Annotated in this window: 22 protein-coding genes; 8 read left to right on the forward strand and 14 right to left on the reverse strand. The window is 54.2% G+C overall.

Annotation, left to right across the window (positions count from 1 at the left end):
* Positions 1–40 precede the first annotated feature (40 nt).
* Complete coding sequence (locus FA92_RS09315) at positions 41–1,234, forward strand: multidrug effflux MFS transporter (protein ID WP_033783278.1); 1,194 nt, start codon at positions 41–43, stop codon at positions 1,232–1,234.
* On the opposite strand, the gene dadX is transcribed toward FA92_RS09315, so the two are convergent.
* Complete coding sequence (dadX, locus tag FA92_RS09320; RefSeq protein ID WP_033732859.1) at positions 1,227–2,297, reverse strand: catabolic alanine racemase DadX; 1,071 nt, start codon at positions 2,295–2,297, stop codon at positions 1,227–1,229. The genes FA92_RS09315 and dadX overlap by 8 nt on opposite strands.
* Before the next feature lie 19 nt (positions 2,298–2,316).
* Positions 2,317–3,618 carry a D-amino acid dehydrogenase gene (locus FA92_RS09325; protein ID WP_033784597.1) on the reverse strand — a complete coding sequence of 434 codons (1,302 nt, stop codon included), beginning with the start codon at positions 3,616–3,618 and terminating at the stop codon, positions 2,317–2,319.
* Positions 3,619–4,122: 504 nt separating this feature from the next.
* On the opposite strand from FA92_RS09325, the gene FA92_RS09330 reads away from it, so the two are divergent.
* Positions 4,123–5,658 carry a SpoVR family protein gene (locus FA92_RS09330; RefSeq protein ID WP_013358074.1) on the forward strand — a complete coding sequence of 512 codons (1,536 nt, stop codon included), beginning with the start codon at positions 4,123–4,125 and terminating at the stop codon, positions 5,656–5,658.
* 41 nt (positions 5,659–5,699) lie between these two features.
* Here the strand turns inward: FA92_RS09330 and fadR are convergent, their stop codons facing one another.
* Positions 5,700–6,419, reverse strand: coding sequence for a fatty acid metabolism transcriptional regulator FadR (gene fadR, locus FA92_RS09335; protein ID WP_013358075.1), 720 nt, complete (start codon positions 6,417–6,419; stop codon positions 5,700–5,702).
* A 471-nt stretch (positions 6,420–6,890) separates the two neighbouring features.
* On the opposite strand from fadR, the gene dsbB reads away from it, so the two are divergent.
* A complete protein-coding gene (dsbB, locus tag FA92_RS09345) occupies positions 6,891–7,421 on the forward strand; it encodes a disulfide bond formation protein DsbB (protein WP_013358077.1) in 531 nt (176 codons plus the stop codon).
* A 71-nt stretch (positions 7,422–7,492) separates the two neighbouring features.
* On the opposite strand, the gene FA92_RS09350 is transcribed toward dsbB, so the two are convergent.
* The 3 genes from FA92_RS09350 to FA92_RS09360 form a co-directional block, all read right to left on the reverse strand.
* Positions 7,493–7,939: a YcgN family cysteine cluster protein gene (locus FA92_RS09350; protein ID WP_013358078.1), complete on the reverse strand. Its 447-nt coding sequence runs from the start codon at positions 7,937–7,939 to the stop codon at positions 7,493–7,495.
* A 65-nt stretch (positions 7,940–8,004) separates the two neighbouring features.
* Positions 8,005–8,664, reverse strand: coding sequence for a fumarylacetoacetate hydrolase family protein (locus FA92_RS09355; protein ID WP_013358079.1), 660 nt, complete (start codon positions 8,662–8,664; stop codon positions 8,005–8,007).
* 317 nt (positions 8,665–8,981) lie between these two features.
* Positions 8,982–9,257: a YcgL domain-containing protein gene (locus tag FA92_RS09360; RefSeq protein WP_003852719.1), complete on the reverse strand. Its 276-nt coding sequence runs from the start codon at positions 9,255–9,257 to the stop codon at positions 8,982–8,984.
* 155 nt (positions 9,258–9,412) lie between these two features.
* Between FA92_RS09360 and minC the strand changes: the two genes are divergently transcribed.
* From minC to minE, 3 genes are read left to right on the forward strand one after another with little or no spacing between them, the layout of a single operon-like run.
* Positions 9,413–10,126: a septum site-determining protein MinC gene (minC, locus tag FA92_RS09365; protein ID WP_013358080.1), complete on the forward strand. Its 714-nt coding sequence runs from the start codon at positions 9,413–9,415 to the stop codon at positions 10,124–10,126.
* A gap of 33 nt (positions 10,127–10,159) precedes the next feature.
* Entirely contained in the window at positions 10,160–10,972 is an 813-nt protein-coding gene (gene minD / locus FA92_RS09370) for a septum site-determining protein MinD (protein WP_003852716.1), read from the forward strand.
* 3 nt (positions 10,973–10,975) lie between these two features.
* Positions 10,976–11,245 (forward strand): cell division topological specificity factor MinE, encoded by a 270-nt coding sequence (gene minE / locus FA92_RS09375; protein ID WP_008925314.1) that lies wholly within the window; start codon positions 10,976–10,978, stop codon positions 11,243–11,245.
* Positions 11,246–11,298: 53 nt separating this feature from the next.
* On the opposite strand, the gene rnd is transcribed toward minE, so the two are convergent.
* The 7 genes from rnd to FA92_RS23440 all read right to left on the reverse strand — a co-directional run bounded on the left by rnd (position 11,299) and on the right by FA92_RS23440 (position 19,517).
* The gene (rnd, locus tag FA92_RS09380; RefSeq protein ID WP_013358082.1) at positions 11,299–12,420 is read right to left on the reverse strand and encodes a ribonuclease D; all 1,122 of its coding nucleotides are present in this window, start codon (positions 12,418–12,420) and stop codon (positions 11,299–11,301) included.
* A 98-nt stretch (positions 12,421–12,518) separates the two neighbouring features.
* Positions 12,519–14,195, reverse strand: a complete 1,677-nt coding sequence (fadD, locus tag FA92_RS09385; RefSeq protein ID WP_156105694.1) for a long-chain-fatty-acid--CoA ligase FadD — start codon at positions 14,193–14,195, stop codon at positions 12,519–12,521.
* A 206-nt stretch (positions 14,196–14,401) separates the two neighbouring features.
* A complete protein-coding gene (locus tag FA92_RS09390) occupies positions 14,402–14,998 on the reverse strand; it encodes a Slp family lipoprotein (RefSeq protein WP_013358084.1) in 597 nt (198 codons plus the stop codon).
* 60 nt (positions 14,999–15,058) lie between these two features.
* A complete protein-coding gene (gene tsaB / locus FA92_RS09395) occupies positions 15,059–15,757 on the reverse strand; it encodes a tRNA (adenosine(37)-N6)-threonylcarbamoyltransferase complex dimerization subunit type 1 TsaB (protein WP_033783280.1) in 699 nt (232 codons plus the stop codon).
* A gap of 44 nt (positions 15,758–15,801) precedes the next feature.
* On the reverse strand, positions 15,802–17,718 hold the full coding sequence (locus FA92_RS09400) for an ATP-dependent DNA helicase (protein WP_033783281.1): 1,917 nt from the start codon (positions 17,716–17,718) through the stop codon (positions 15,802–15,804).
* A 249-nt stretch (positions 17,719–17,967) separates the two neighbouring features.
* Positions 17,968–18,705, reverse strand: coding sequence for a carbonic anhydrase family protein (locus FA92_RS09405; protein WP_033783282.1), 738 nt, complete (start codon positions 18,703–18,705; stop codon positions 17,968–17,970).
* 644 nt (positions 18,706–19,349) lie between these two features.
* Positions 19,350–19,517 (reverse strand): hypothetical protein, encoded by a 168-nt coding sequence (locus FA92_RS23440; protein ID WP_013358089.1) that lies wholly within the window; start codon positions 19,515–19,517, stop codon positions 19,350–19,352.
* Positions 19,518–19,858: 341 nt separating this feature from the next.
* On the opposite strand from FA92_RS23440, the gene FA92_RS09410 reads away from it, so the two are divergent.
* Together FA92_RS09410 and FA92_RS09415 are read left to right on the forward strand one after the other, a co-directional pair.
* Complete coding sequence (locus tag FA92_RS09410) at positions 19,859–20,218, forward strand: hypothetical protein (protein ID WP_013358090.1); 360 nt, start codon at positions 19,859–19,861, stop codon at positions 20,216–20,218.
* A gap of 68 nt (positions 20,219–20,286) precedes the next feature.
* Positions 20,287–20,631, forward strand: coding sequence for a RidA family protein (locus FA92_RS09415; RefSeq protein WP_013358091.1), 345 nt, complete (start codon positions 20,287–20,289; stop codon positions 20,629–20,631).
* 12 nt (positions 20,632–20,643) lie between these two features.
* Here the strand turns inward: FA92_RS09415 and FA92_RS09420 are convergent, their stop codons facing one another.
* On the reverse strand, positions 20,644–20,838 hold the full coding sequence (locus tag FA92_RS09420) for a YoaH family protein (protein ID WP_013358092.1): 195 nt from the start codon (positions 20,836–20,838) through the stop codon (positions 20,644–20,646).
* Between the last annotated feature and the right edge of the window lie 29 nt (positions 20,839–20,867).

Below are 20,867 nucleotides of genomic sequence, written 5' to 3' on the forward strand. Positions count from 1 at the left end.
TGCGCTCGTTTTTTAACAGAACGTTTACCCTCTGGTTGTTATGCAAAAATTTACTCTGCTGTTATTAAGCCTGGTGCTGCTGGCACCTTTAGGCATCGATCTCTATTTGCCCACGCTGCCGCAAATCGCAGAAGGGCTGGATACGCCGGTCTCACTGGTACAGACCACCATTCCCCTGTTTCTGCTGGTGATGGGACTGGGACAACTGGTGACCGGTCCGCTGGTGGACAACTATGGCCGTAAGCCGATTGCCCTGCTGGGGCTGGGGCTCTACATCACCGGCAGCGCCATCGCCGCTACCGCGACCTCATTTCCGCTGTTCGTCGTGGCCCGTCTGGTGCAGGGCTGTGGCGTCTGCTGCAGCGCGGTAGTCGCCTTTAGCGGCGTGCGTGACCGACTCAGCGGTGATGATGCCGCCCGCGCCTATGGCTTCCTGAACGGCGCACTGAACATCGTCCCGGCTCTGGCCCCGCTGCTGGGCGGACTGCTGGCCAGCGCCTTCGACTGGCGCGCCCCCTTCTGGTTCCTCTGCGCCTATGGCGTGCTGATTACGCTGCTGGTGATTATCTGGCTGCCGGAAACACGTCCGGCGAATACGCTGCGGGTGAAAGGCTTGCCGATTAAGCAGTACGCTGAAATCCTGCGTCAGCCGCGCTTCCTGGCCTTCGCCTTTGCCAATGCCGGTGCGCTGGGTATGGTGCTGACCTATGTGTCGCTGGCACCGCAGGTGTTAATGACCGAAGGCGGGCTGACGCCGATCCAGTTCTCCTTTGCGTTTGGCGCTAACGGTTTCTGGATCATGTTTGTCAGCATGTTCGTGAATAAAGCGATTCGTAAAGCGGGTCGACCATTCTGTCTGGCGATGGGATTTTTCACCATGCTGCTGGGCGCGGTGCTGCTGATGGCAGGGATGCAGATTTTCCCGGCAGAGATGCAGACGCACTGGGCGCTCTACATGTTCCCGGTCGCCGTGTCGGTGGCAGGACTGGCCTTTACGGTGGGGCCGGCCACCAGCTATGCGCTGGAGCCCTATCAGCAACAGGCGGGCGTGGCGTCCGCCCTGCAGGGCTTTATTCAGATGGCCGGTGGTGCGGCAGGCAGCCTGGTGATCGTCGCGCTGCCGGTGGCGGAGAAGCTGTCGCTGAGTCTGATGATGCTGCTGGGTGCAGCGCTGGCCTTTATCGCCTGGCGCTGCAGCAGAAAGATGCGCGGTAGCCTGACCGCGCTTAAATAACCGTGACCGGGACGCGGGGTGCCAGCGCGCACATCAGCTCGTACCCTACCGTTCCGGCCGCTTTTGCCACCTGATCGATTTTCACCTGCTCCCCCCACAGCTCAACAGATGAGCCGATGCCCGCCTGCGGACAGGGGGTTAAATCCACCGTAATCATATCCATTGAAACCGCGCCAACCACCTGTGTCATCACGCCATCGACGCAGACCGGCGTGCCGGTCGGGGCATGGCGCGGATAGCCATCGGCGTACCCACAGGCTACGACGCCAATCCGCTGCGCTGTGCTGGCGTGATAACGGTAGCCGTAACCGACGCCATCGCCCGCCTGTAACTGCTGAACCGCAATAATCTCACTGCTCAGGGTCATCACTGGCTTCAGGCCGCTGCCGGCAATGTCCTGCCAGTCACCGCTGGGCGACGCGCCGTACAGAATAATACCGGGCCGGACCCAGTCAAAATGCGCTTCAGGATGCCATAAGGTGCAGGCGGAATTCGAAAGCGACCGTGGGCAGTTCAGCCCCTCTGCCGCCTGCTCAACACGCTGCAGCGGTGCAATCAGGCCCTGCGGATTTTCGGCATCAGCAAAATGGGCCATCAGCGTCATCTCACCGACATTGCTCAGCGCCCGCAATTTCTGCCAGGCGCCAGAAACCTGCTCCGGGCGAAAGCCCAGCCGGTTCATGCCGCTGTTCATTTTGAGATAGATATCAACCGGCGCAGAGAGGCTGGCACTGGCCAGCGCTTTGATTTGCCAGTTACTGTGTACGCTGGTCGTCAGGCGATAGCGGTCAATCAGCTGCAGATCCTCTGGCTGGAAAAAGCCCTCCAGCAGCAGAATCGGTTTTTTCCAGCCCTGCTCACGCAGCAGAATGGCTTCTTCCATATTAAGCAGCGCAAAGCCGTCGGTGGCAGATAACGCTTCGCGTACGCGATCAATGCCATGGCCATAAGCATTGGCTTTCACCACTGACCAGACGCGGGATGCGGGTGCCGCCTGGCGAACAACAGTCAGGTTATGACGAAGCGCCTGCTGGTTAATAGTAGCGACAATCGGACGTGACATCCTTTCTCTCCCTGAATACTTAACGAGTTGCGTTGGCGTTACGCAGCGGCGATGAGGTCGCCGCGAAACCGGGTAAGTAGCGGAACACCGCTAAGTCATCCGCCGCAATGGCTGGCTTTTTACCGGAGATGAGATCGGCCAGCAACTGACCAGAACCACACGCCATCGTCCAGCCCAGCGTACCGTGACCGGTATTAAGATAAAGATTTGAGAGTGGCGTGGCACCGACAATCGGCGTACCGTCCGGCGTCATCGGACGCAGACCGGTCCAGAAACTCGCCTGCGCGAGATGACCGCCTTCAGGATAGAGATCACTGACCACCATCTCCAGCGTTTCCCGCCGCGCTTCGGTGAGTCTGGTGTTAAAACCAACAATTTCCGCCATCCCGCCGACGCGGATACGATCGTCAAACCGGGTCACCGCCACTTTGTAGGTCTCATCCAGAATCGTCGAAACCGGTGCAGCCTCAGGATTTTTAATCGGAATAGTGAGTGAGTAGCCTTTCAGCGGATAGACCGGAATATCAATGACGTTTTTCAGCAGTGCGGTCGAGTAGGAACCAAAGGCCACTACATAGCTGTCTGCCTTGATGATCTCCTCGCCGCACTTCACACCATAAATGCGATTGCCATCGCGCAGCAGGTGATCGACCGGGGTGTTAAAGCGGAAAACCACGCCCGCCTCTTCGGCCATTTTTGCCAGCCGCTGCGTGAAGAGCTGGCAGTCACCGGTTTCATCGTTAGGCAGGCGCAGTCCGCCAGTGAGTTTATGATGGGTTGCCGCCAGCGCTGGTTCCACGCGAGACAGCTCATGCGCCTCCAGCAGCTCATAGGGCACGCCCGCGTCGCGCAGTACCGCAATATCTTTACTGGCGCTGTCGAACTGCTGCTGCGTGCGAAACAGCTGCAATGTGCCGCCCTGACGACCCTCATAGGCGATGCCGGTCTCAGCGCGCAACGCTTTCAGACAGTCACGACTGTATTCGGCAATCCGCACCATGCGGCTTTTGTTCTGCTGATAGTGGTTGATGTCGCAGTTGCGCAGCATGTGCCACATCCACTCCAGCTGAAAACTGCTGCCATCAAGCCGGATAGCCAGCGGCGCGTGGCGCTGGAACATCCACTTCACCGCTTTCAGCGGCACGCCAGGCGCCGCCCAGGGTGCGGCATACCCCGGTGAGATTTGACCCGCATTGCCTGCGCTGGTCTCCATCGCGGCAGCGGGCTGACGATCGATGACGGTAACCTGATGTCCGGCACGCGCCAGATACCAGGCGCTTGCCACGCCAACCACACCACTTCCAAGAATGACTACGTGCATAGCTCCCCCACCCGGCATATAAAAGCATAATTCACTGTTCAGCAGATGATAGTCAGCGGATTTACACAGCGGACACCACCCCATAAATTCAGCATCTATTTCACATCTTTTTCACTTTTCAGGTAACTAAAATCTTGTCGTACGGCCAATTTCAGCGCTTTATGCGCCTTAATCCATAAACACAGAAATAAATGACAACGAAAGCAGTTAAATCTGCGCATGGCAGGAGAATCATTCAACCCCATACATTCTGCTTATAAACAGGATGATATTCCGCGTTTTGAAATAACGTTCGAATTAAAGGCTATTAAATTCTCTGCCGCACCTGTCTTAATGATTTTGTGCCAAAGAATTCGTTTGAGTTCGCATTTCGGATAAGCGACAGTGGGCTATCATTGTTGTGTTCGCTCAGTTTTTTTCGGGTTCCCTTTTTCAGGATGAAGCCTTAAATAACCAGAACGGGTTGTCTTTCGGGTCAGCCGGTTTGCAAAAAAGAGGTGCGCTATGACGACAATCTTTGACGAAGCCATCAGAGACAGCAAACGACTCAATGACGGACCAGACTGGACATTCGAACTGCTTGATGTCTATTTAGCAGAGATAGACCGGGTTGCTAAACTCTACCGGCTTGATACCTACCCGCACCAGATTGAAGTGATTACCTCAGAACAGATGATGGATGCCTATTCCAGCGTTGGCATGCCCATTAACTATTCACACTGGTCATTCGGTAAAAAGTTTATCGAGACCGAGCAGCGCTATAAGCATGGTCAGCAGGGTCTGGCCTATGAAATCGTTATCAACTCAAACCCCTGCATCGCCTATCTGATGGAAGAGAACACCATGACCATGCAGGCGCTGGTGATGGCGCATGCCTGCTATGGCCATAACTCCTTCTTCAAAAATAACTATCTGTTCCGCAGCTGGACCGATGCCGGCTCGATTGTCGATTACCTGCTGTTCGCCAAAAACTATATCAGTGACTGCGAAGAGCGTTATGGCGTCGAAGAGGTCGAGCGACTGCTCGACTCCTGCCATGCCCTGATGAATTATGGCGTCGATCGCTATAAACGCCCGCAGAAAATCTCCCTTCAGGAGGAGAAGGCGCGGCAGAAAAGCCGTGAAGAGTATCTGCAGAGCCAGGTGAATACGCTATGGCGAACGCTGCCACGGCGTGAGAAAGAGACAGTAGCTTTTGAAGCGGCACGCTACCCTTCTGAGCCGCAGGAAAACCTGCTCTATTTTATGGAAAAAAATGCGCCGCTGCTGGAGTCCTGGCAGCGTGAGATCCTGCGCATTGTGCGCAAGGTGAGCCAGTATTTCTATCCGCAGAAGCAGACGCAGGTAATGAATGAAGGCTGGGCGACGTTCTGGCACTACACCATCCTTAATCACCTTTACGATGAAGGCAAAGTGTCGGAACGCTTTATGATGGAGTTCCTTCATAGTCACACCAACGTCGTCTATCAGCCGCCCTATAACAGTCAGTGGTACAACGGCATCAACCCTTATGCGTTAGGGTTTGCGATGATGCAGGATATCAAGCGGATCTGTCAGTCACCGACTGAAGAAGATCGCTACTGGTTCCCGGATATCGCCGGCTCCGACTGGCTGGAAACGCTGCATTTTGCGATGCGTGAGTTTAAGGATGAAAGTTTTATCAGCCAGTTCCTGTCGCCGAAAGTGATGCGTGATTTCCGTCTCTTCACCGTACTGGATGATGACCGCAACAACTATCTGGAGATCGCTGCCATCCACGATGAGGCGGGCTATCGTGCCATTCGCCAGCAGCTCTCTGCACAGTACAACCTGAGTAATCTTGAGCCTAATATTCAGGTCTACAACGTCGATCTGCGTGGCGATCGTTCGCTGACTTTGCGCTATGTGCCACAGAGCCGTACGCCGCTCGATAAGAGTCGTCGTGAGGTGCTGAAGCATGTGCATCGTCTGTGGGGATTTGATGTGATTCTGGAACAGCAGAACGAAGATGGCAGCGTCGAATTGCTGGATCGTAATCCGCCGCGCGGTTCATCGCTCTGATGGGCTAAAAACAAAAAACCGGACGCGATGTCCGGTTTTTTTTATCGTTTATTGCCGAGGTCGTCTGGCAGGTTCTTCTGCATGCTGTGCCAGATTTCGCCGCTGCGGCGGCCATAGTTGCGCACCACCTCTACAATCTCATCCTGTCCTGGCTCTTTGTCGCACAAGGCCAGAAGAGTCAGATAGAAATCCCGCGCAACCTGGCGCGCTTCCGCACTGGAAAAGTAGTGACGACCCACTCGGGTATAGAGGCCTTTCAGGCCGTTGAGAATCAGACCGTAAATCGGATTGCCTGATGCAAATGCCAGACCGCGAAACACCCGGTAGTCGAGCTCGGTATAAGCATCCGCCTGATCGGCCGCGGCACTTACCGTTTCCAGCACTTCACGCGCTTTGTCCGGATGATGGCGCAGCGCACGGCTGATAAAAATCGATGAAATGTTGCTGCGGACTGACAGCAGGTTGTCAATCAGCACCGGCACACTGTCGTGATCGAGGCGGGCGAGCGTTTCCAGAATATTAAGGCCGGAGGTCTCCCAGAAATCGTTTACGCGCGTCGGTTTGCCGTGCTGAATCGTCAGCCAGCCGTCACGTGCCAGACGCTGCAGCACTTCACGCAATGTGGTGCGCGTTACCCCAATCAATTCAGAAAGCTCACGCTCAGCAGGAAGAATCGATCCGGGCGGAAAGCGACTGTTCCAGATGCTTTCAATAATATACTCTTCAGCAAATCCCGCTGGACTCTGAGCCTTTATAACCATAGCAATGTGTTCTCGTTGCTTTTCTAATCATGATGGGGACTCATCATACCAGACGCCCTATAGCGGATATAGCCTGCGTAACCATTAAAACCTGGCGCGGGCGCATATTTCAGACTGGCTGACGGCGAACGCTGCTGTTATAAGACGATGGCCGGATGCACGCTTTTCTGCGCCGGAACATTCAGTCTCAAAAGCAGCAGAAAATCATCCTGAAAGCACAGTATGCGGGTTCCGGATGGCCTGCACTTGCCGTTTCGCTTTCTGCCAATTGCAGCCGGGTTTTTCTCAACGTCGACATCCTGGCGCTGTTAACCGAGCAGGCATCAGCTGGAAGACCTCCGCTTATCCTCCTGTAACCTGCTCTGGATCAGAATCAGGTCATGTTTGCACACGATTTTTCCCTGTACCTGGCTGGTTTGCCCGCGCTTTTGGTTTACACTGCGTGGCATTAACGTTTACAGGGAATGCAATATGTTGCGATATCTGAATCAATGTTCTCGTGGTCGGGGAGCCTGGTTATTACTGGCACTGACGGCGCTTGCACTGGAATTGACGGCACTCTTCTTTCAGCACGTGATGGGATTAAAGCCCTGCGTGATGTGTATTTATGAACGTAATGCGCTGTTTGGTGTGCTGGGCGCGGGTCTGGTCGGTGCGATTGCGCCGAAATCACCGCTGCGTCTGGGCGCTCTGGCATTATGGATCTACAGTGCCTGGGAGGGCCTGCGTCTCTCTTATGAACATACGATGATTCAGTTGCATCCAAACCCGTTTACGACCTGTGATTTTGCTGCCCGTTTTCCCAGCGGGTTACCGCTGGATAAGTGGCTGCCGTCGGTGTTTCTGGCCAGCGGCGACTGTGCAGAACGCAGCTGGACTTTCCTGACACTCAGCATGCCGCAGTGGATGATTGGGGTGTTTGCTGGTTATCTGCTGGTCGCCGTTCTGGTACTGATTGCTCAGCCTTTCAAACCTAAGCGTCGCGATCTCTTTGGTCGCTGACACGAAACGTGCTGAGATCGAAAAAGGCTGCCACTTGCAGCCTTTTTACGTTTCAGATGATACCGTGGCGTTTAGCCGTTACGATCGGGGCGATCAATAATGTGATCTTCCCAGTCCCGCACTTCACTCTCCCGCACCGCAATATAACGCACCGAAATTCGCTGCGCATGCATCGCGGTTTTCGAACCGGCCCGCAGCGGATGCCAGACTGGCAATCCTTTGCCCTCACCCAGCAACCGGTAGGCGCAGGTGCGCGGCAGCCAGTTAAAGGTGGTCAGATTTTCGCGCGTCAGCTTGATGCAATCCTCTTCTAATTCGAAGCGGCGCTCATAGTTACGGCACTGGCAGGTTTTAATATTGAGCTGATTGCAGGCGACGTTGGTGAAGTAAATCTCATCCGTGTCAGCGTCCTGCAACTTGTTCAGGCAACACTGGCCACAACCATCACACAAGGATTCCCATTCCTCATCGCTCATTTGTGCCAGGCGTTTTTGTTGCCAGAAAGGGGTGTCAGTCATGATGATTTGTCCGGGTTGTGCCTGAAACGCACCTTATAAAGCCTATGCTGTGGTGATGCAAGTTTTTAGAGTACGCGCGTGCTGATGCCGTGACCCGCCAGCGACACTTCCAGCTTGTCACCCGAGCGCATCGGACCCACACCCTCAGGTGTCCCGGTCAGAATGACATCGCCTGCACGCAGCGTAAAATAGTGGCTCATATGGGCAATCAGCGGCAGAATTTTGTGAATCATATCGGCGGTGTTGCCGTGCTGACGCACTTCTCCGTTTACCACCAGCTTAAGCTCGACATTCTGTGGATCATCACTGAATTCGGCTACCGGGATGAAACCGGAGATGGGACAGGCGTTATCAAAGCCTTTTGATTTTTCCCATGGCTGGCCCGCTTTTTTCAGCCCGGACTGCAGGTCGCGCAGCGTCAGATCCAGCGCCACGCCATAGCCTGCAATCGCCTTAGCCACGTGTTCTTCACTCGCCTGCTTCAGCGTCGCACCAATCAACACCGCCAGTTCGACTTCGTGATGAACTTCGCCAAAAGCGTCGGGAATGGAGAGCGGCTGGCGCAAATCACACAGCGCCGTTTCCGGTTTGATAAAGATTACCGGCTCGGTTGGCGTCGCACTGCCCATCTCTTTAATGTGTTTTGCATAATTACTGCCGACGCAAACCACTTTGCTGACCGGAAAATCTAACAGAGCGCCTTGCCAGTTATGATGCTGATACATGCTCATCCCCTGTTCAGGTTAGGTGTGATGCCAGCGCGGCTGGCGGGTTGATGTTTGCTGATGCATTGATCGAAATGCCAGCAACAGAGCGTGATAATAAGATCCTTTTAACCATTCGGGGTGCGGAATTTGTCAAAAAGCGTAAACGATGCCCCTGGCATGCTGAATAATCGTACAAATAAGGTGTGAAAATGTGGACTGGGTATTTAAACAGGGGTGAAACAGATAAGCTGCGCCGTTAATTTTGCGCAGCTTCAGAGCAATATTAACCCTGCAGTATCGCACCAACAGGATTTATATTTACAGAAGAATCCGAGTTAAACTTTTTTATCGGCCTCTAAATGAATTTTTAGCAGACTTTCAATCGGCGGTGGAAGCTGTAAATAATAACCCTGCTCGCTCAATCCCTGCTTAACTTTATTGATATCCGCATTAGCCAGCCTGTCGCGGCCTGCCAGCTTTAGCACCATCGCCAGCTGCGGCTTGCCAAATCCTTTCAGCAATTCTTCCGGAACGCGCGAGAAATCGTCCTTTTTTTCAACATAAAGATAAGTCTGGTCACGTAACGGGCTTCTGTAGATCACACAAAACATATTTTTTACTCGAATTAACCGGCGTTGAGGCTTGTCTGAATATAGCTGTAACTATAACATGCTTGCAGAACTTCGAATATTCACCGTTAGCGCTTCAGCGATGATTTTATCATCGTCAGGTTAACGGTAGTGAAAACAGGACTGAGTCGGGACAGATGTCGCAAACGCCAATCGAATTCAAAGGTAGCAGTTTCACCCTGTCTGTCGTCCATTTGCATCACCATGACCCTGCGGTGATTCGCAAGGCACTCCAGGACAAGATTGACCAGGCTCCCGATTTCCTGAAAAACGCCCCGGTGGTGCTTAACGTCGCTACATTGAGTGCCGATGTTAACTGGAAACAGCTGCAGCAGGCGATTCTTGCTACCGGCTTGCGCATTGTCGGCGTAAGCGGCTGCAAAGATGAAGCACTGAAACGCATGATCGTGCGTGCAGGGCTGCCGGTACTGGCAGAAGGCAAAGAGGCCAGGCCGCGCGCCGAGGCACCGCAGCCGGCCCCCACTCCTGAACCGCAGCCGGTTGTAACCGAGACGGCAGCAGCGAAAACCCGCATCGTGAACACGCCGGTGCGCTCAGGCCAGCAGATTTATGCGCGTGACGCCGACTTAATTATCACCAGCAGCGTCAGTGCCGGGGCCGAACTGGTCGCCGATGGCAACATTCATATTTACGGCATGATGCGCGGTCGCGCCCTGGCAGGTGCCAGCGGCGATCGTAACTGCCAGATTTTCTGTACTAACCTGGCGGCCGAGCTGGTCTCGATTGCCGGGGAGTACTGGATCATGGATCAGATCCCACAAGAATTTTTTGGTAAAGCCGCGCGCCTGTGCCTGCAGGATGGCGCGCTGACTATCCAGACACTTAATTAGGCCCCTTTTCTTTTGTTAAGGAAATCAACATTTATGGCACGCATTATTGTAGTTACATCCGGTAAAGGGGGCGTTGGTAAGACCACGTCAAGCGCGGCCATCGCCACCGGTTTAGCGCAGAAAGGCAAAAAGACGGTCGTTATCGACTTTGATATCGGTCTGCGTAACCTGGATTTGATCATGGGCTGTGAGCGCCGTGTGGTCTACGACTTCGTTAACGTTATTCAGGGCGATGCCACGCTCAACCAGGCGCTGATTCGCGACAAACGTACTGAGCAGCTCTACATTCTGCCTGCATCGCAGACCCGCGATAAAGATGCGCTGACGCGTGAAGGTGTTGAGAAAGTCCTGAACGATTTAGCCGCAATGGAGTTTGATTTCATCGTCTGCGATTCACCGGCAGGGATTGAAACGGGCGCACTGATGGCGCTCTACTTTGCTGATGAAGCCATCATCACCACCAACCCGGAAGTCTCTTCTGTCCGCGACTCCGACCGCATCCTCGGCATCATCTCCTCTAAATCCCGCCGCGCTGAAAACAGTCAGGACCCGGTGAAGGAGCATCTGCTGCTGACCCGTTATAACCCTGGCCGGGTAAACCGTGGCGATATGCTGAGCATGGAAGATGTGCTGGAAATTCTGCGCATTCCTCTGGTCGGCGTGATCCCTGAAGATCAATCGGTGTTACGTGCCTCTAACCAGGGCGAGCCGGTGATTCTTGACGGCGAATCTGATGCTGGCAAAGCCTATGCCGATACCGTTGAACGGTTACTCGGTGAAGTACGCCCCTTCCGCTTTATCGAAGAAGAGAAGAAGGGTTTCCTGAAACGCCTGTTCGGGGGATAAACCATGGCATTACTTGATTTCTTTTTATCCCGGAAGAAGAACACTGCCAACATAGCCAAGGAACGGCTGCAGATTATCGTGGCAGAACGGAGAAGGGGCGACAGTGAGCCCCACTATCTTCCGCAACTTAAGCGCGACATTCTGGAAGTGATTTGCAGATATGTGAAGATCGATCCGGAAATGGTCACGGTACAGCTCGATCAGAAAGGTGATGACATCTCGATTCTGGAGCTGAACGTCACGCTGCCGGAAACGGATGAAGTGACTAAATGACGCTGACCGTTTCCTGAATTTCCCCTGCGCAGTGGCAGGGGAAATTTAACCGGTTAACAACCCGCAAGAATCTCCTCAATGCCGGGTTTCAGCAGTTCGCCCCGCCATCCGGTAAGTAGCTCCGGCTGACGTCCCTGTGGCTTCAGGCCCCAGTGCAGGCTTAACACCTGATTAATCTGACGTCGTGACGCCAGTAACTCCTGACTGAATCCGCTCTGCTCGCTCACCTGCTGTACCAGCGCCTTCATTGCCTTAAACACCTGCTTGTAGTGCGGATGGTCGATCAGATTGCCCAGCGGAGCCGGCAGTTCATTCTCGTCAAGCGCCTCTGCTTCGGCCACCAGCGCCACCAGCGTTTTGCCGTGGAAACGGATTTCGTGGCCTGACAGCCCCAGATGATCCAGCTCACCCAGAGAGCCTGGCATAAAGCGCGCCACTTTCCACAGATGCTCTTCACGCACCACAAAATTAACCGCCATATCCTTTTCACGCGCCAGCTTCAGACGCCAGGCCGCCAGCCGTTGTAGTGCCGCCAACTGACGCGGACGCAGTTGCCAGGCGTTGGTGATATCCCGCCAGGCTTCATCCGGTGCCACACTGTCGAGACGGCGCTGACACAGGTTATCGCACTCACTCAGTGCCGCCGCCATGTTCCCGGCCTCTTCCGTGTTAATCATCAACTGACGGGCAATCGGCAGCAGATAGTGAACGTCCGCCGCCGCATACTCGCACTGACGCTGGGTCAGAGGGCGTGCCAGCCAGTCGGTACGTGATTCACTTTTATCCAGCTCGACCTGCGTGAAATGCGCCACCATGGAGGCAAAGCCCCAGGAGAGGGGCTGGCCGGAGAAGGCTGCCAGAATCTGGGTGTCGATCATCGGCGTCGGCAGCACGCCGAAACGGTGCAGGAAGACTTCCAGATCTTCTCCTCCGGCATGCAGGAATTTAGTCACGCTGGTGTCGGTCAGTAGCGCAATAAAGGGTGACCAGTCACGGATATTCAGCGGGTCAATCAGCACCAGCTGGTGATCGTCGAACAGCTGGATCAGGCCAAGCTGAGGGTAGTAGGTGCGGGTGCGGACAAATTCGGTATCCAGTGCTACCGCTGCATGCTGGCGGGCTTTCTGGCACACGTCAGCCAGTTGTTCATCCTGGTCAATAAGGGAATAGTTCACGTCTGATTTCCACCGCAGCCAACAACGCGCGGCGCTCCATGTTAAACACAATAAAAACGCCGGACATGCCGGCGTTCAACCTCAATTCTGATACAGATTCAGTTCGCGCCGGGCTTCGCCTCGTCGCGCAGCTCACGTCGCAGGATCTTGCCTACATTGGTTTTGGGTAGCTCATCACGAAACTCAATGATTTTTGGCACCTTGTAACCGGTCAGCTGGCGTCGACAGTGATCGAGCACCTCTTCTTTGGTCAGCGACGCCTCTTTTTTCACGATGCAGACTTTTACTGCTTCACCTGACAGATCGCTGGGTACGCCAATTGCCGCGGCTTCACGCACTTTCGGGTGCTGCATCAGCACATCTTCGATCTCATTCGGATAGACATTAAAGCCTGAGACCAGAATCATATCTTTTTTGCGGTCTACGATGCGAATAAACCCTTCCTCGTCAACGGTAACAATATCACCGCTGTGGAGCCAGCCATTTTTCAGCACTTCCGCTGTCGCTTGCGGATGCTGCCAGTAGCCCAGCATCACCTGCGGGCCGCTGATACAGAGTTCGCCCGGCTCCCCCGGCGGCACTTCGTTTCCGGCATCATCCAGAATGCGTACGTCGGTTGAAGGAACCGGCAGGCCGATACTGCCCGTGTGACAGTTGATGTCATACGGATTGACGGATACCAGCGGCGAACATTCGGTCAGGCCGTAGCCTTCCAGCAGATAGTGTCCGGTAAGCTTTTCCCAGCGCTCAGCTACCACTTTCTGCACCGCCATTCCGCCACCCGCAGAGAGACGCAGCGTTGAAAAATCGAGTTTATTGAACTGCTCATCGTTGAGCAGCGCATTAAACAGCGTGTTCACGCCGGTAATCGCTGTAAACGGCACTTTACCCAGCTCTTTAACGAAGCCGGGAATATCGCGGGGATTGGTGATCAGCAGATTCTGACCGCCAAGCTCCAGGAAGAGCAGGCCATTCACGGTTAAAGCGAAGATGTGATAAAGCGGCAGCGCGGTGACCACAAATTCTTTTCCGTCACGCAGCACTTTGCCATAGGTCGCGCGGGTCTGCTCCAGGTTCGCCAGCATGTTGCAATGGGTCAGCATCGCCCCTTTCGCCACGCCGGTGGTGCCACCGGTGTATTGCAGGAAGGCGAGATCGTCATTCGAGACCGTCGGTCGCTGATAATTGAGCGTGGCACCCACTTCCAGTACCTGGCGAAACGAAATGGCGCCCGGTAAATAGTATTTCGGCACCAGCTTCTTCACATACTTAACGATAAAGTTAACCAGTGTGGCTTTTATCGGTGCCAGCTGATCGCCCATCCGGGTCAGGATGACATGCCGCACAGCGGTTTCCGCCACCACTTTTTCCAGCGTATGCGCAAAATTTGAGACGATCACGATGGCGCTGGCTCCACTGTCATTGAGCTGATGCTTCAGCTCACGCGGCGTGTAAAGCGGATTCACGTTGACCACCACCATACCGGCACGCAGCACACCAAACAGGGCCACCGGATACTGCAGTAGGTTAGGCATCATCAGCGCCACCCGGTCACCTGCTTTCAGGCCCAGCTGGTGCTGGAGGTAAGCAGCAAAGGCACGGCTCTTCTCTTCCAGCTGACGATAACTCATCTTCTGACCCATGTTCAGGAACGCGGGTTGATCGGCGTAGCGTTTTGCGGCCTGCTCAAACAGATCCACCAGCGAGGTGTAACGATCTGCACTTATTTCGGCAGGCACATCTGCCGGGTAGCGTTTCAGCCAAACCTTATTCAAGGATCCACCCCGATAATTATGTTGTATTTCCATCGCTGCCTCAGCCAATCTGGTTTGTTAACAATATTTTAACTGATTGTACCAGTTTGCCTGTTTCGGCATGTTGAGGTTGCGAAGTGCATCACTAAATTTCGTGCCGGGAAAACAGGCCAATAAAAAGCCCGGTAGCGAGCACCGCGACCGGGCTGGATAAATCATGTTTACACTTATTCGGTCAGGATGGTCTGCACCTCTGAAGGTCCGGTGTTAACCATTCCCCAGTAGGGATTAGGCCCCCAGTATCCGCCGCGATGACGGGTCGGACCATACCAGATCCAGGGATCCATCGGCTGTGGTGGTGCTGTTACCTGCTGGGCAATCCGCCAGCGCTGATAACCGCGCACATCGATGACCGCAAATTTGTAATCGGCCTCACCAATTTTACCCTGCTCCGTGCCCTTCAGCGTACCCAGCACGGTAACGTACTGGTTTCTGACATCCACCGGATCAACAAAACCGTGAATGTCAGCATAAATCCGGCCAACCGAGGCCGCACCCAGACGCGGTCTGGCGCTCTCATCCAGCGGCTGTGCCGCAATCTCAAGCCGGGTTTTGCCGTTCAGGTTAGTGACATTCACCACCTTGCCGCCAAAGCGCGATTCCTGCCCGACAAAGAGCGAGGGATCGCTCATCACCCGCAACAAATCCTGCTGCGGCTGAGGTGAGCTGCCCTGCAGCGTGTCAGGAATGGAAACACAGCCGGTTAACGCCAGCACACAGGTCAGCAGCAGACCTGAAAGCCCTTTACCACACATTGACGACATAGACGTTCTCCCGTTAGGTAAAGACTTAGACTTGACGTATAACAATAAGTTGCGTGTATTTTACCGGCCTGGTAATTTTTTCCAGGCAACTTCATTCCGCAGATAGGTCGGCTCCGCCGTTTCCGGCAGCAGCGTATTTCCCCGCGCCAGCGCCAGAGTCGCCAGTGGCAGCATATCCTGAGCGGCGGGCAGTGTAACGTCGCTGGCGTTCAGGGTCAGATCGTGTCCCTGCTGCAAGGCTGGATAAGCCTGCCAGCCGGTGCCGGCGGTCATCCAGTCGCCAGAAAGCGCCTGCATCCGGGCGAGTGCTGCCTCGGGTGACAGCACGCTTTCACTGGCCTCACCCTGCCAGGCACCCTGCTCATCACGCTGATATTCGGCCCAGTAAACCTCGCCCATCCGCGCATCGATAGCGGTTAAGACCCGGGTTGCCCCGTGCAGACGCCAGGCCCCTTCCGCCAGCGTCGCCAGAGTGGAAACGGCGATCATCGGCAGTGATGCGCCCAGTGCCAGTCCCTGCGCAATACCAATACCGATCCGCACGCCGGTAAAACTGCCAGGACCCCGGCCAAAGGCAAGCGCGTCCAGTTCGGTCAGCTCCAGCTGCTGCGCCAGCAGCAGCTCCTCGACCAGCGGCAGAATACGCTGCGTATGATCGCGCGGAGCAATCTCGAATCGGGCATCAATCTGTTGCTGATTCAGCAAGGCGGCTGAACAGGCTTCTGTCGCCGTATCCAGCGCTAAAATTCGGGCTGACATGACTACCTCAGAAGAAAGAAAACGGCGCGCATCTTAGCATAAAATTATGCGTCTGGTTCGGGTTGCTGGCGGATAAAGGCGATGGCACGGGCAATGTCCCGTGTGCGCGGCGTCGGCGGCAGGCTGTTGAGAAACAGCGCGCCATAAGGCCGTGAGACCAGACGCTGATCGCAAATGACCAGCACCCCACGATCGTCCGTATCACGAATCAGACGGCCTACACCCTGCTTCAGGGTGATTACCGCATCCGGCAACTGCACATCGGCAAAGGGATCGCCGCCGCGAATCCGGCAATCTTCCATTCGGGCTTTCAGCAATGGATCTTCCGGTGAGGTAAAGGGCAGTTTGTCGATGATCACCAGCGACAGCGCATCACCCCGCACGTCCACCCCTTCCCAGAAGCTGCTGGTCGCCACCAGCAGAGCATTGCCCTTCTCAATGAACTGCTTCAGTAACTGACCTTTGCTGGTTTCACCCTGTACCAGCACCGGCAGTGTCATCGAGGCGCGAAACTCTGCGGCCAGCTCTCGCATCATCAGATGCGAAGTACAGAGGAAGAAACAGCGGCCTTTATTGGCATCGATCAGCGGTTTCATCATCGCGGCCAGCTGGCGAGCGCTACCGGGACGGTTAGATTCCGGAAGATTGCGTGGTACACAAAGCAGGGCCTGCTTCGCAAAATCGAACGGGCTGTTCAGAATCAGGCTCTTTGCCGCATTCACACCCAGTCGTTCGGCGAAGTGGGCCATTTTCTCATCTACCGCCAGTGTCGCCGAGGTGAAAATCCACGCCGCCTTGCGGTTATCCATTACCTCACGAAAACGTTCCGCTACCGAGAGCGGCGTCAGCGCCAGGATAAAGTGACGCGAGGTGCATTCATACCAGTAGCTGTAGCCCGGCTCGTTGATCGCCCGCAGCCGTTTTAACCGGCCACGATAGAGCGCGGCCCGCTCAAAGGCGGCATCCAGCAGGGCTGAACGCCCCAGAGAAAGTTTGATGACGTCGTAACAGAGCTCCAGCGCATCATCCAGCAGGGTGAACATACGCAGTATCTGATTATCGCTGAGCAGTTCGCGCAGATTTCCGCGATAGCCGGGATCGCCTAATGCCAGGCGGAAATCCTGCGCGCACTGCGCCAGGCGGTCAGCGGATTTCTGCAGCTGCTGAGCATCACGCACCTCGGTGCGGTAGGCGGTAATAATATCTTTGGCGAGATCGAGTAACTGACGGCTGGAGAGCTGCTGACCAAAATACTGACTGGCGATGTCAGGCAACTGATGGGCTTCGTCGAATATCATCACATCCGCTTCGGGAATCAGTTCACCGAAGCCGCCCTCTTTCACCACCAGGTCGGCAAGAAACAGGTGGTGGTTAACCACGACCACATCGGCGTCCATAGCGCGCTTACGCGCTTTAACCACAAAGCACTCTTTATAGCGCGGGCAATCGGTGCCAAGGCAATTATCGTTGGTGCTGGTCACCAGCGGCCAGACCGGGCTGTCTTCGGTGACGCCCGCACAGCTGCTGATGTCGCCATCTTCCGTCTGTGATGACCAGCTGCGCAGCGTTACCAGGTCAGTCAGAGCCTGTACAGTGAGATCGCCGCCTGCCATAGATTGCTGTTCCATGCGTTCCAGACAGAGATAGTTGGAACGTCCTTTCAGTAAGGCAGTTTTGCCTTTGAACTTTAGCGCCTTGATCATCGTGGGCAGATCGCGGGCATAGAGCTGATCCTGCAGCGCTTTGGATCCAGTGGAGACAATCACTTTTTTACCGGCCCGCAAAGCGGGTGCCAGGTAAGCATAGGTTTTACCGGTGCCGGTGCCGGCTTCGACCACCAGTTCACCCTGCTGTTTTACGGCTTCAGATACCGCCTGCGCCATCTCACGTTGTGCTTCACGCGGCTTAAAGCCTGCGATCGCCAGCGCCAGAGCGCCATCCACTGCAAAATCGTCTGCCACATACCCTCACTAAGAACGGCAAAAACACTGTAATTATGTCAGTATTGGATTAACAAAGCAAAATCGAAAAATATCAACCACTTATGATTTTCATGCCGATAGCAATGCCGTCTTAAGCCACCCGAATTTACAGCTGACAGACACAGAAAAGGCGGCCCGAAGCCGCCTGAAAAGAACCCGTCGCGTTGCCGGTATGCCTGAGGACATATCAGTCATTTGCGCAGGTTTAAGAAGCGCTAAAAGCCGTTATTACTGAACAATCATCCGGCCATTAAGATGCTGCAGCGGACGGTTATTGGTGGTTTTCAGCGCCTGCTTAAACGCGTCGAGCTGCGCCTGAGAGAGCGTAACCGGCTCTTTCAGCACCAGCCAGCGAATACCTTCGCTGCAGGGTGGCGTCGTGAGGGAACCACTGAAACGATAGTAGTGCAGGTCTGCCGGAAAGAGTGCGCGTAAATCTACCTGCCGGTTAATGTTTACCTGTTTGTTTTGCTGTTTCGGCATTGCGTCAATTAATGGCACCAGTGCCGGATTCTCTTTACCAACCTTAAACATCACCGCGACCACGGCCAGATCGCCATCCTCTTTGCTGTGAACAAAGTGGGCTTCAAGCGGAAACGTTTCTCCGTTAATCTGGTTTTCACTCGGCGTATGAAAATGATACTGACGCAGTGTGAATTTTTCACCATCCAGTACAAAGTCATCTTCCTCATCAACGGTTACCTGAATGGTGTGACCATTATTAATAACCTTCTCAGCGGATGTGTGATAAGCCAGATCAAGCGGCTGTAAATGTCCCTCGATCGGATTTGTAATATTAATGGGCGACTGTGACTTGCCTTCGTGACACATGTGGAAGTCGCTGGTCAGTTCACTCCAGTGCGCCGGACCGGCTTTGCCTTCATACGTCCAGTGTGGCTCTGCGGCGCCTGCTGCGCTGACAGACGAAATCGCTATAACCAGACTTAACATTTTTAGTTGTTTCATTTTATCCCTGCTTAATAAGCAAATGTGCGGCAGGGATACTATTCCTCTCAGCGTTGCGTCAGCAAGATGACAAAATGCGGTTAATCAAAAGAGGAATGAATAACGAGTCTATAATTTCTATCAATGTTAATTTAATAAATATGACTTGTAGGATTTATATTTCAAATAACGCTTTACGCGATAATTAAAATGGATTATCTGCCTCAGGAAATAGACTCAGCAGAAAACCTGAAGAACAAATTGATCGGCAGGCTCAGAGATAAAACAGCTTAGAAAGAGGCGAATCGATGCAGGCTACAGAAGTGAGAAACCGCAAAACTGCACGACTGGCGGTTTTGCGGTGTAAGCCTGAATCAGAAGAAAGGCACTTCGATAGATATCCCTTTCAGACGGTTAAACATCCTTTTCTGACGGATCGTCTTCCTCATTCTCTTCTTCATCTTCCGGATAGATCTCAGCATCATCTGGCAGCGGTTCATCATAATCAGGACGTTCAGACATAATTACCTCCGGTGATAAATAGCAGTGCTGCTATTTCAACTGAGCATAGTTAACCGGCACACGAGGCCGCACATTTTCCGCCTGAAATGTGAGCAAGGCGTGAAATTGCTGTAACAGTCTGAAAATGATCTGATTGCTTAGCGCTAGTGGTGTATGTAAAGCGCGCCCGCCAGCATAATGACGAACAGTACCGCAAATGTAATCACACCCTGCTTACTGCCTTTGGATAACCCCACAAACGCCGCAATAACAATAAACAGCAGCGTCAGTGCGCCAGCCATCACCCAAAACAGATACTGCGTATTCGCCATATTCTCATCCTCATCCTGTGGCGTTAACTTTGGCGGATTTATACCATTTCTAAGCCATCAGCGCCCTCAATTCCGTGCCTTTGCCCGGCTGTTAACGTCATGGGCTGGCAAGTAACCTTTGACACCTCATTCAATCCTGCCAGACCGACAGTGTGATGCAGTTATCAAATGCAGAGGAACGCAGCGAGGAAATAACCGCCCGGATTATAATGATTAAATCAGCTTACGGTTGGGATGTGGCACCCGCAGGCTGACGTGCTGAGACTGGTTTAACATTGCCATTCAGGCGGTGTTATGCAGATGGCCTTAACCCGACTGCCTGACTCAGGCGGAGGCATGTTATGAACTATTACCGCATCGGCTCTCTGGCTGGCGTGCTGCTACTTTGTGGCTGCCAGGCTCCCACGCCTGATCAGGCTCGTCTGCAGCCACCCGTTTTTCAGGGTCAAAGCACCCGTACCGTCCCTCAGCTCAGCGACTGTATTTATCGTGGCTGGTCCACCACCCGCGTTATTGCCCGGGATAACACCACTCACACCCAGCCTGCCGGCAGCGAGATCAGCGTCTTCACCTGGGAAGATTCTATTTTTGCGGATGTCTCACCCCATAGAAAAGGGGCGGAGGTGAAATATTTCACGACCTTCCGGATGTCCCCGGATGTGATGGCAGACAGACAGGCGATTGTTGAGCGCTGCCTGTAAGGCGTAAGGGGGTGACAGCCATATCGGGAGTGTGCCAGGCTAATGCGCACTTAACCAGGGAGAAACCGATGAGTATTACCCGCATTGACCCGGAACATCGCATGTCCGAAGCTGTTATTCATAACGACACCATCTATTACACCAGCGTGCCTGAAAATCTGGAGGCTGACGCAGAAGCGCAGACCGCTAACGCGCTGGCGGTGATTGATGCCATTCTGACCCGGCTCGGCAGCGATAAAAGTAAGATCCTTGATGCCACGCTCTTTCTGGTGGATAAGGCTGATTTCCCCGCCATGAACCGGGCCTGGGACGCCTGGGTCTCACCGGGCAATGCGCCAGTGCGCTGTACGGTTCAGGCCGGGCTGCTGAATCCAAAGTACAAAATCGAAATTAAAATCATCGCTGCACGCTAAAGACGTCGGGTGTTATTCCTCTTCGTTTTCTTCATCTTCGTCGTCGAATAACGCCCGAATCTGTTCGCCCTTGTGATTCTGACGGATTTCCTGCGCCACCTGGGCGATCGCTTCACCGCTCGATAAACCACCCGTCATTAACTCCTGAATACGTTCGACGGCCTGCTGTTGCTGCTCATGTGAGAGAGCCGGTAATCCAATAAACATGTTCTACTCCTGCGTTGGGGCCGACAGTA

Source organism: Pantoea sp. 9140 (genome assembly GCF_000745295.1).
GTDB classification, from domain to species: domain Bacteria; phylum Pseudomonadota; class Gammaproteobacteria; order Enterobacterales; family Enterobacteriaceae; genus Pantoea; species Pantoea vagans.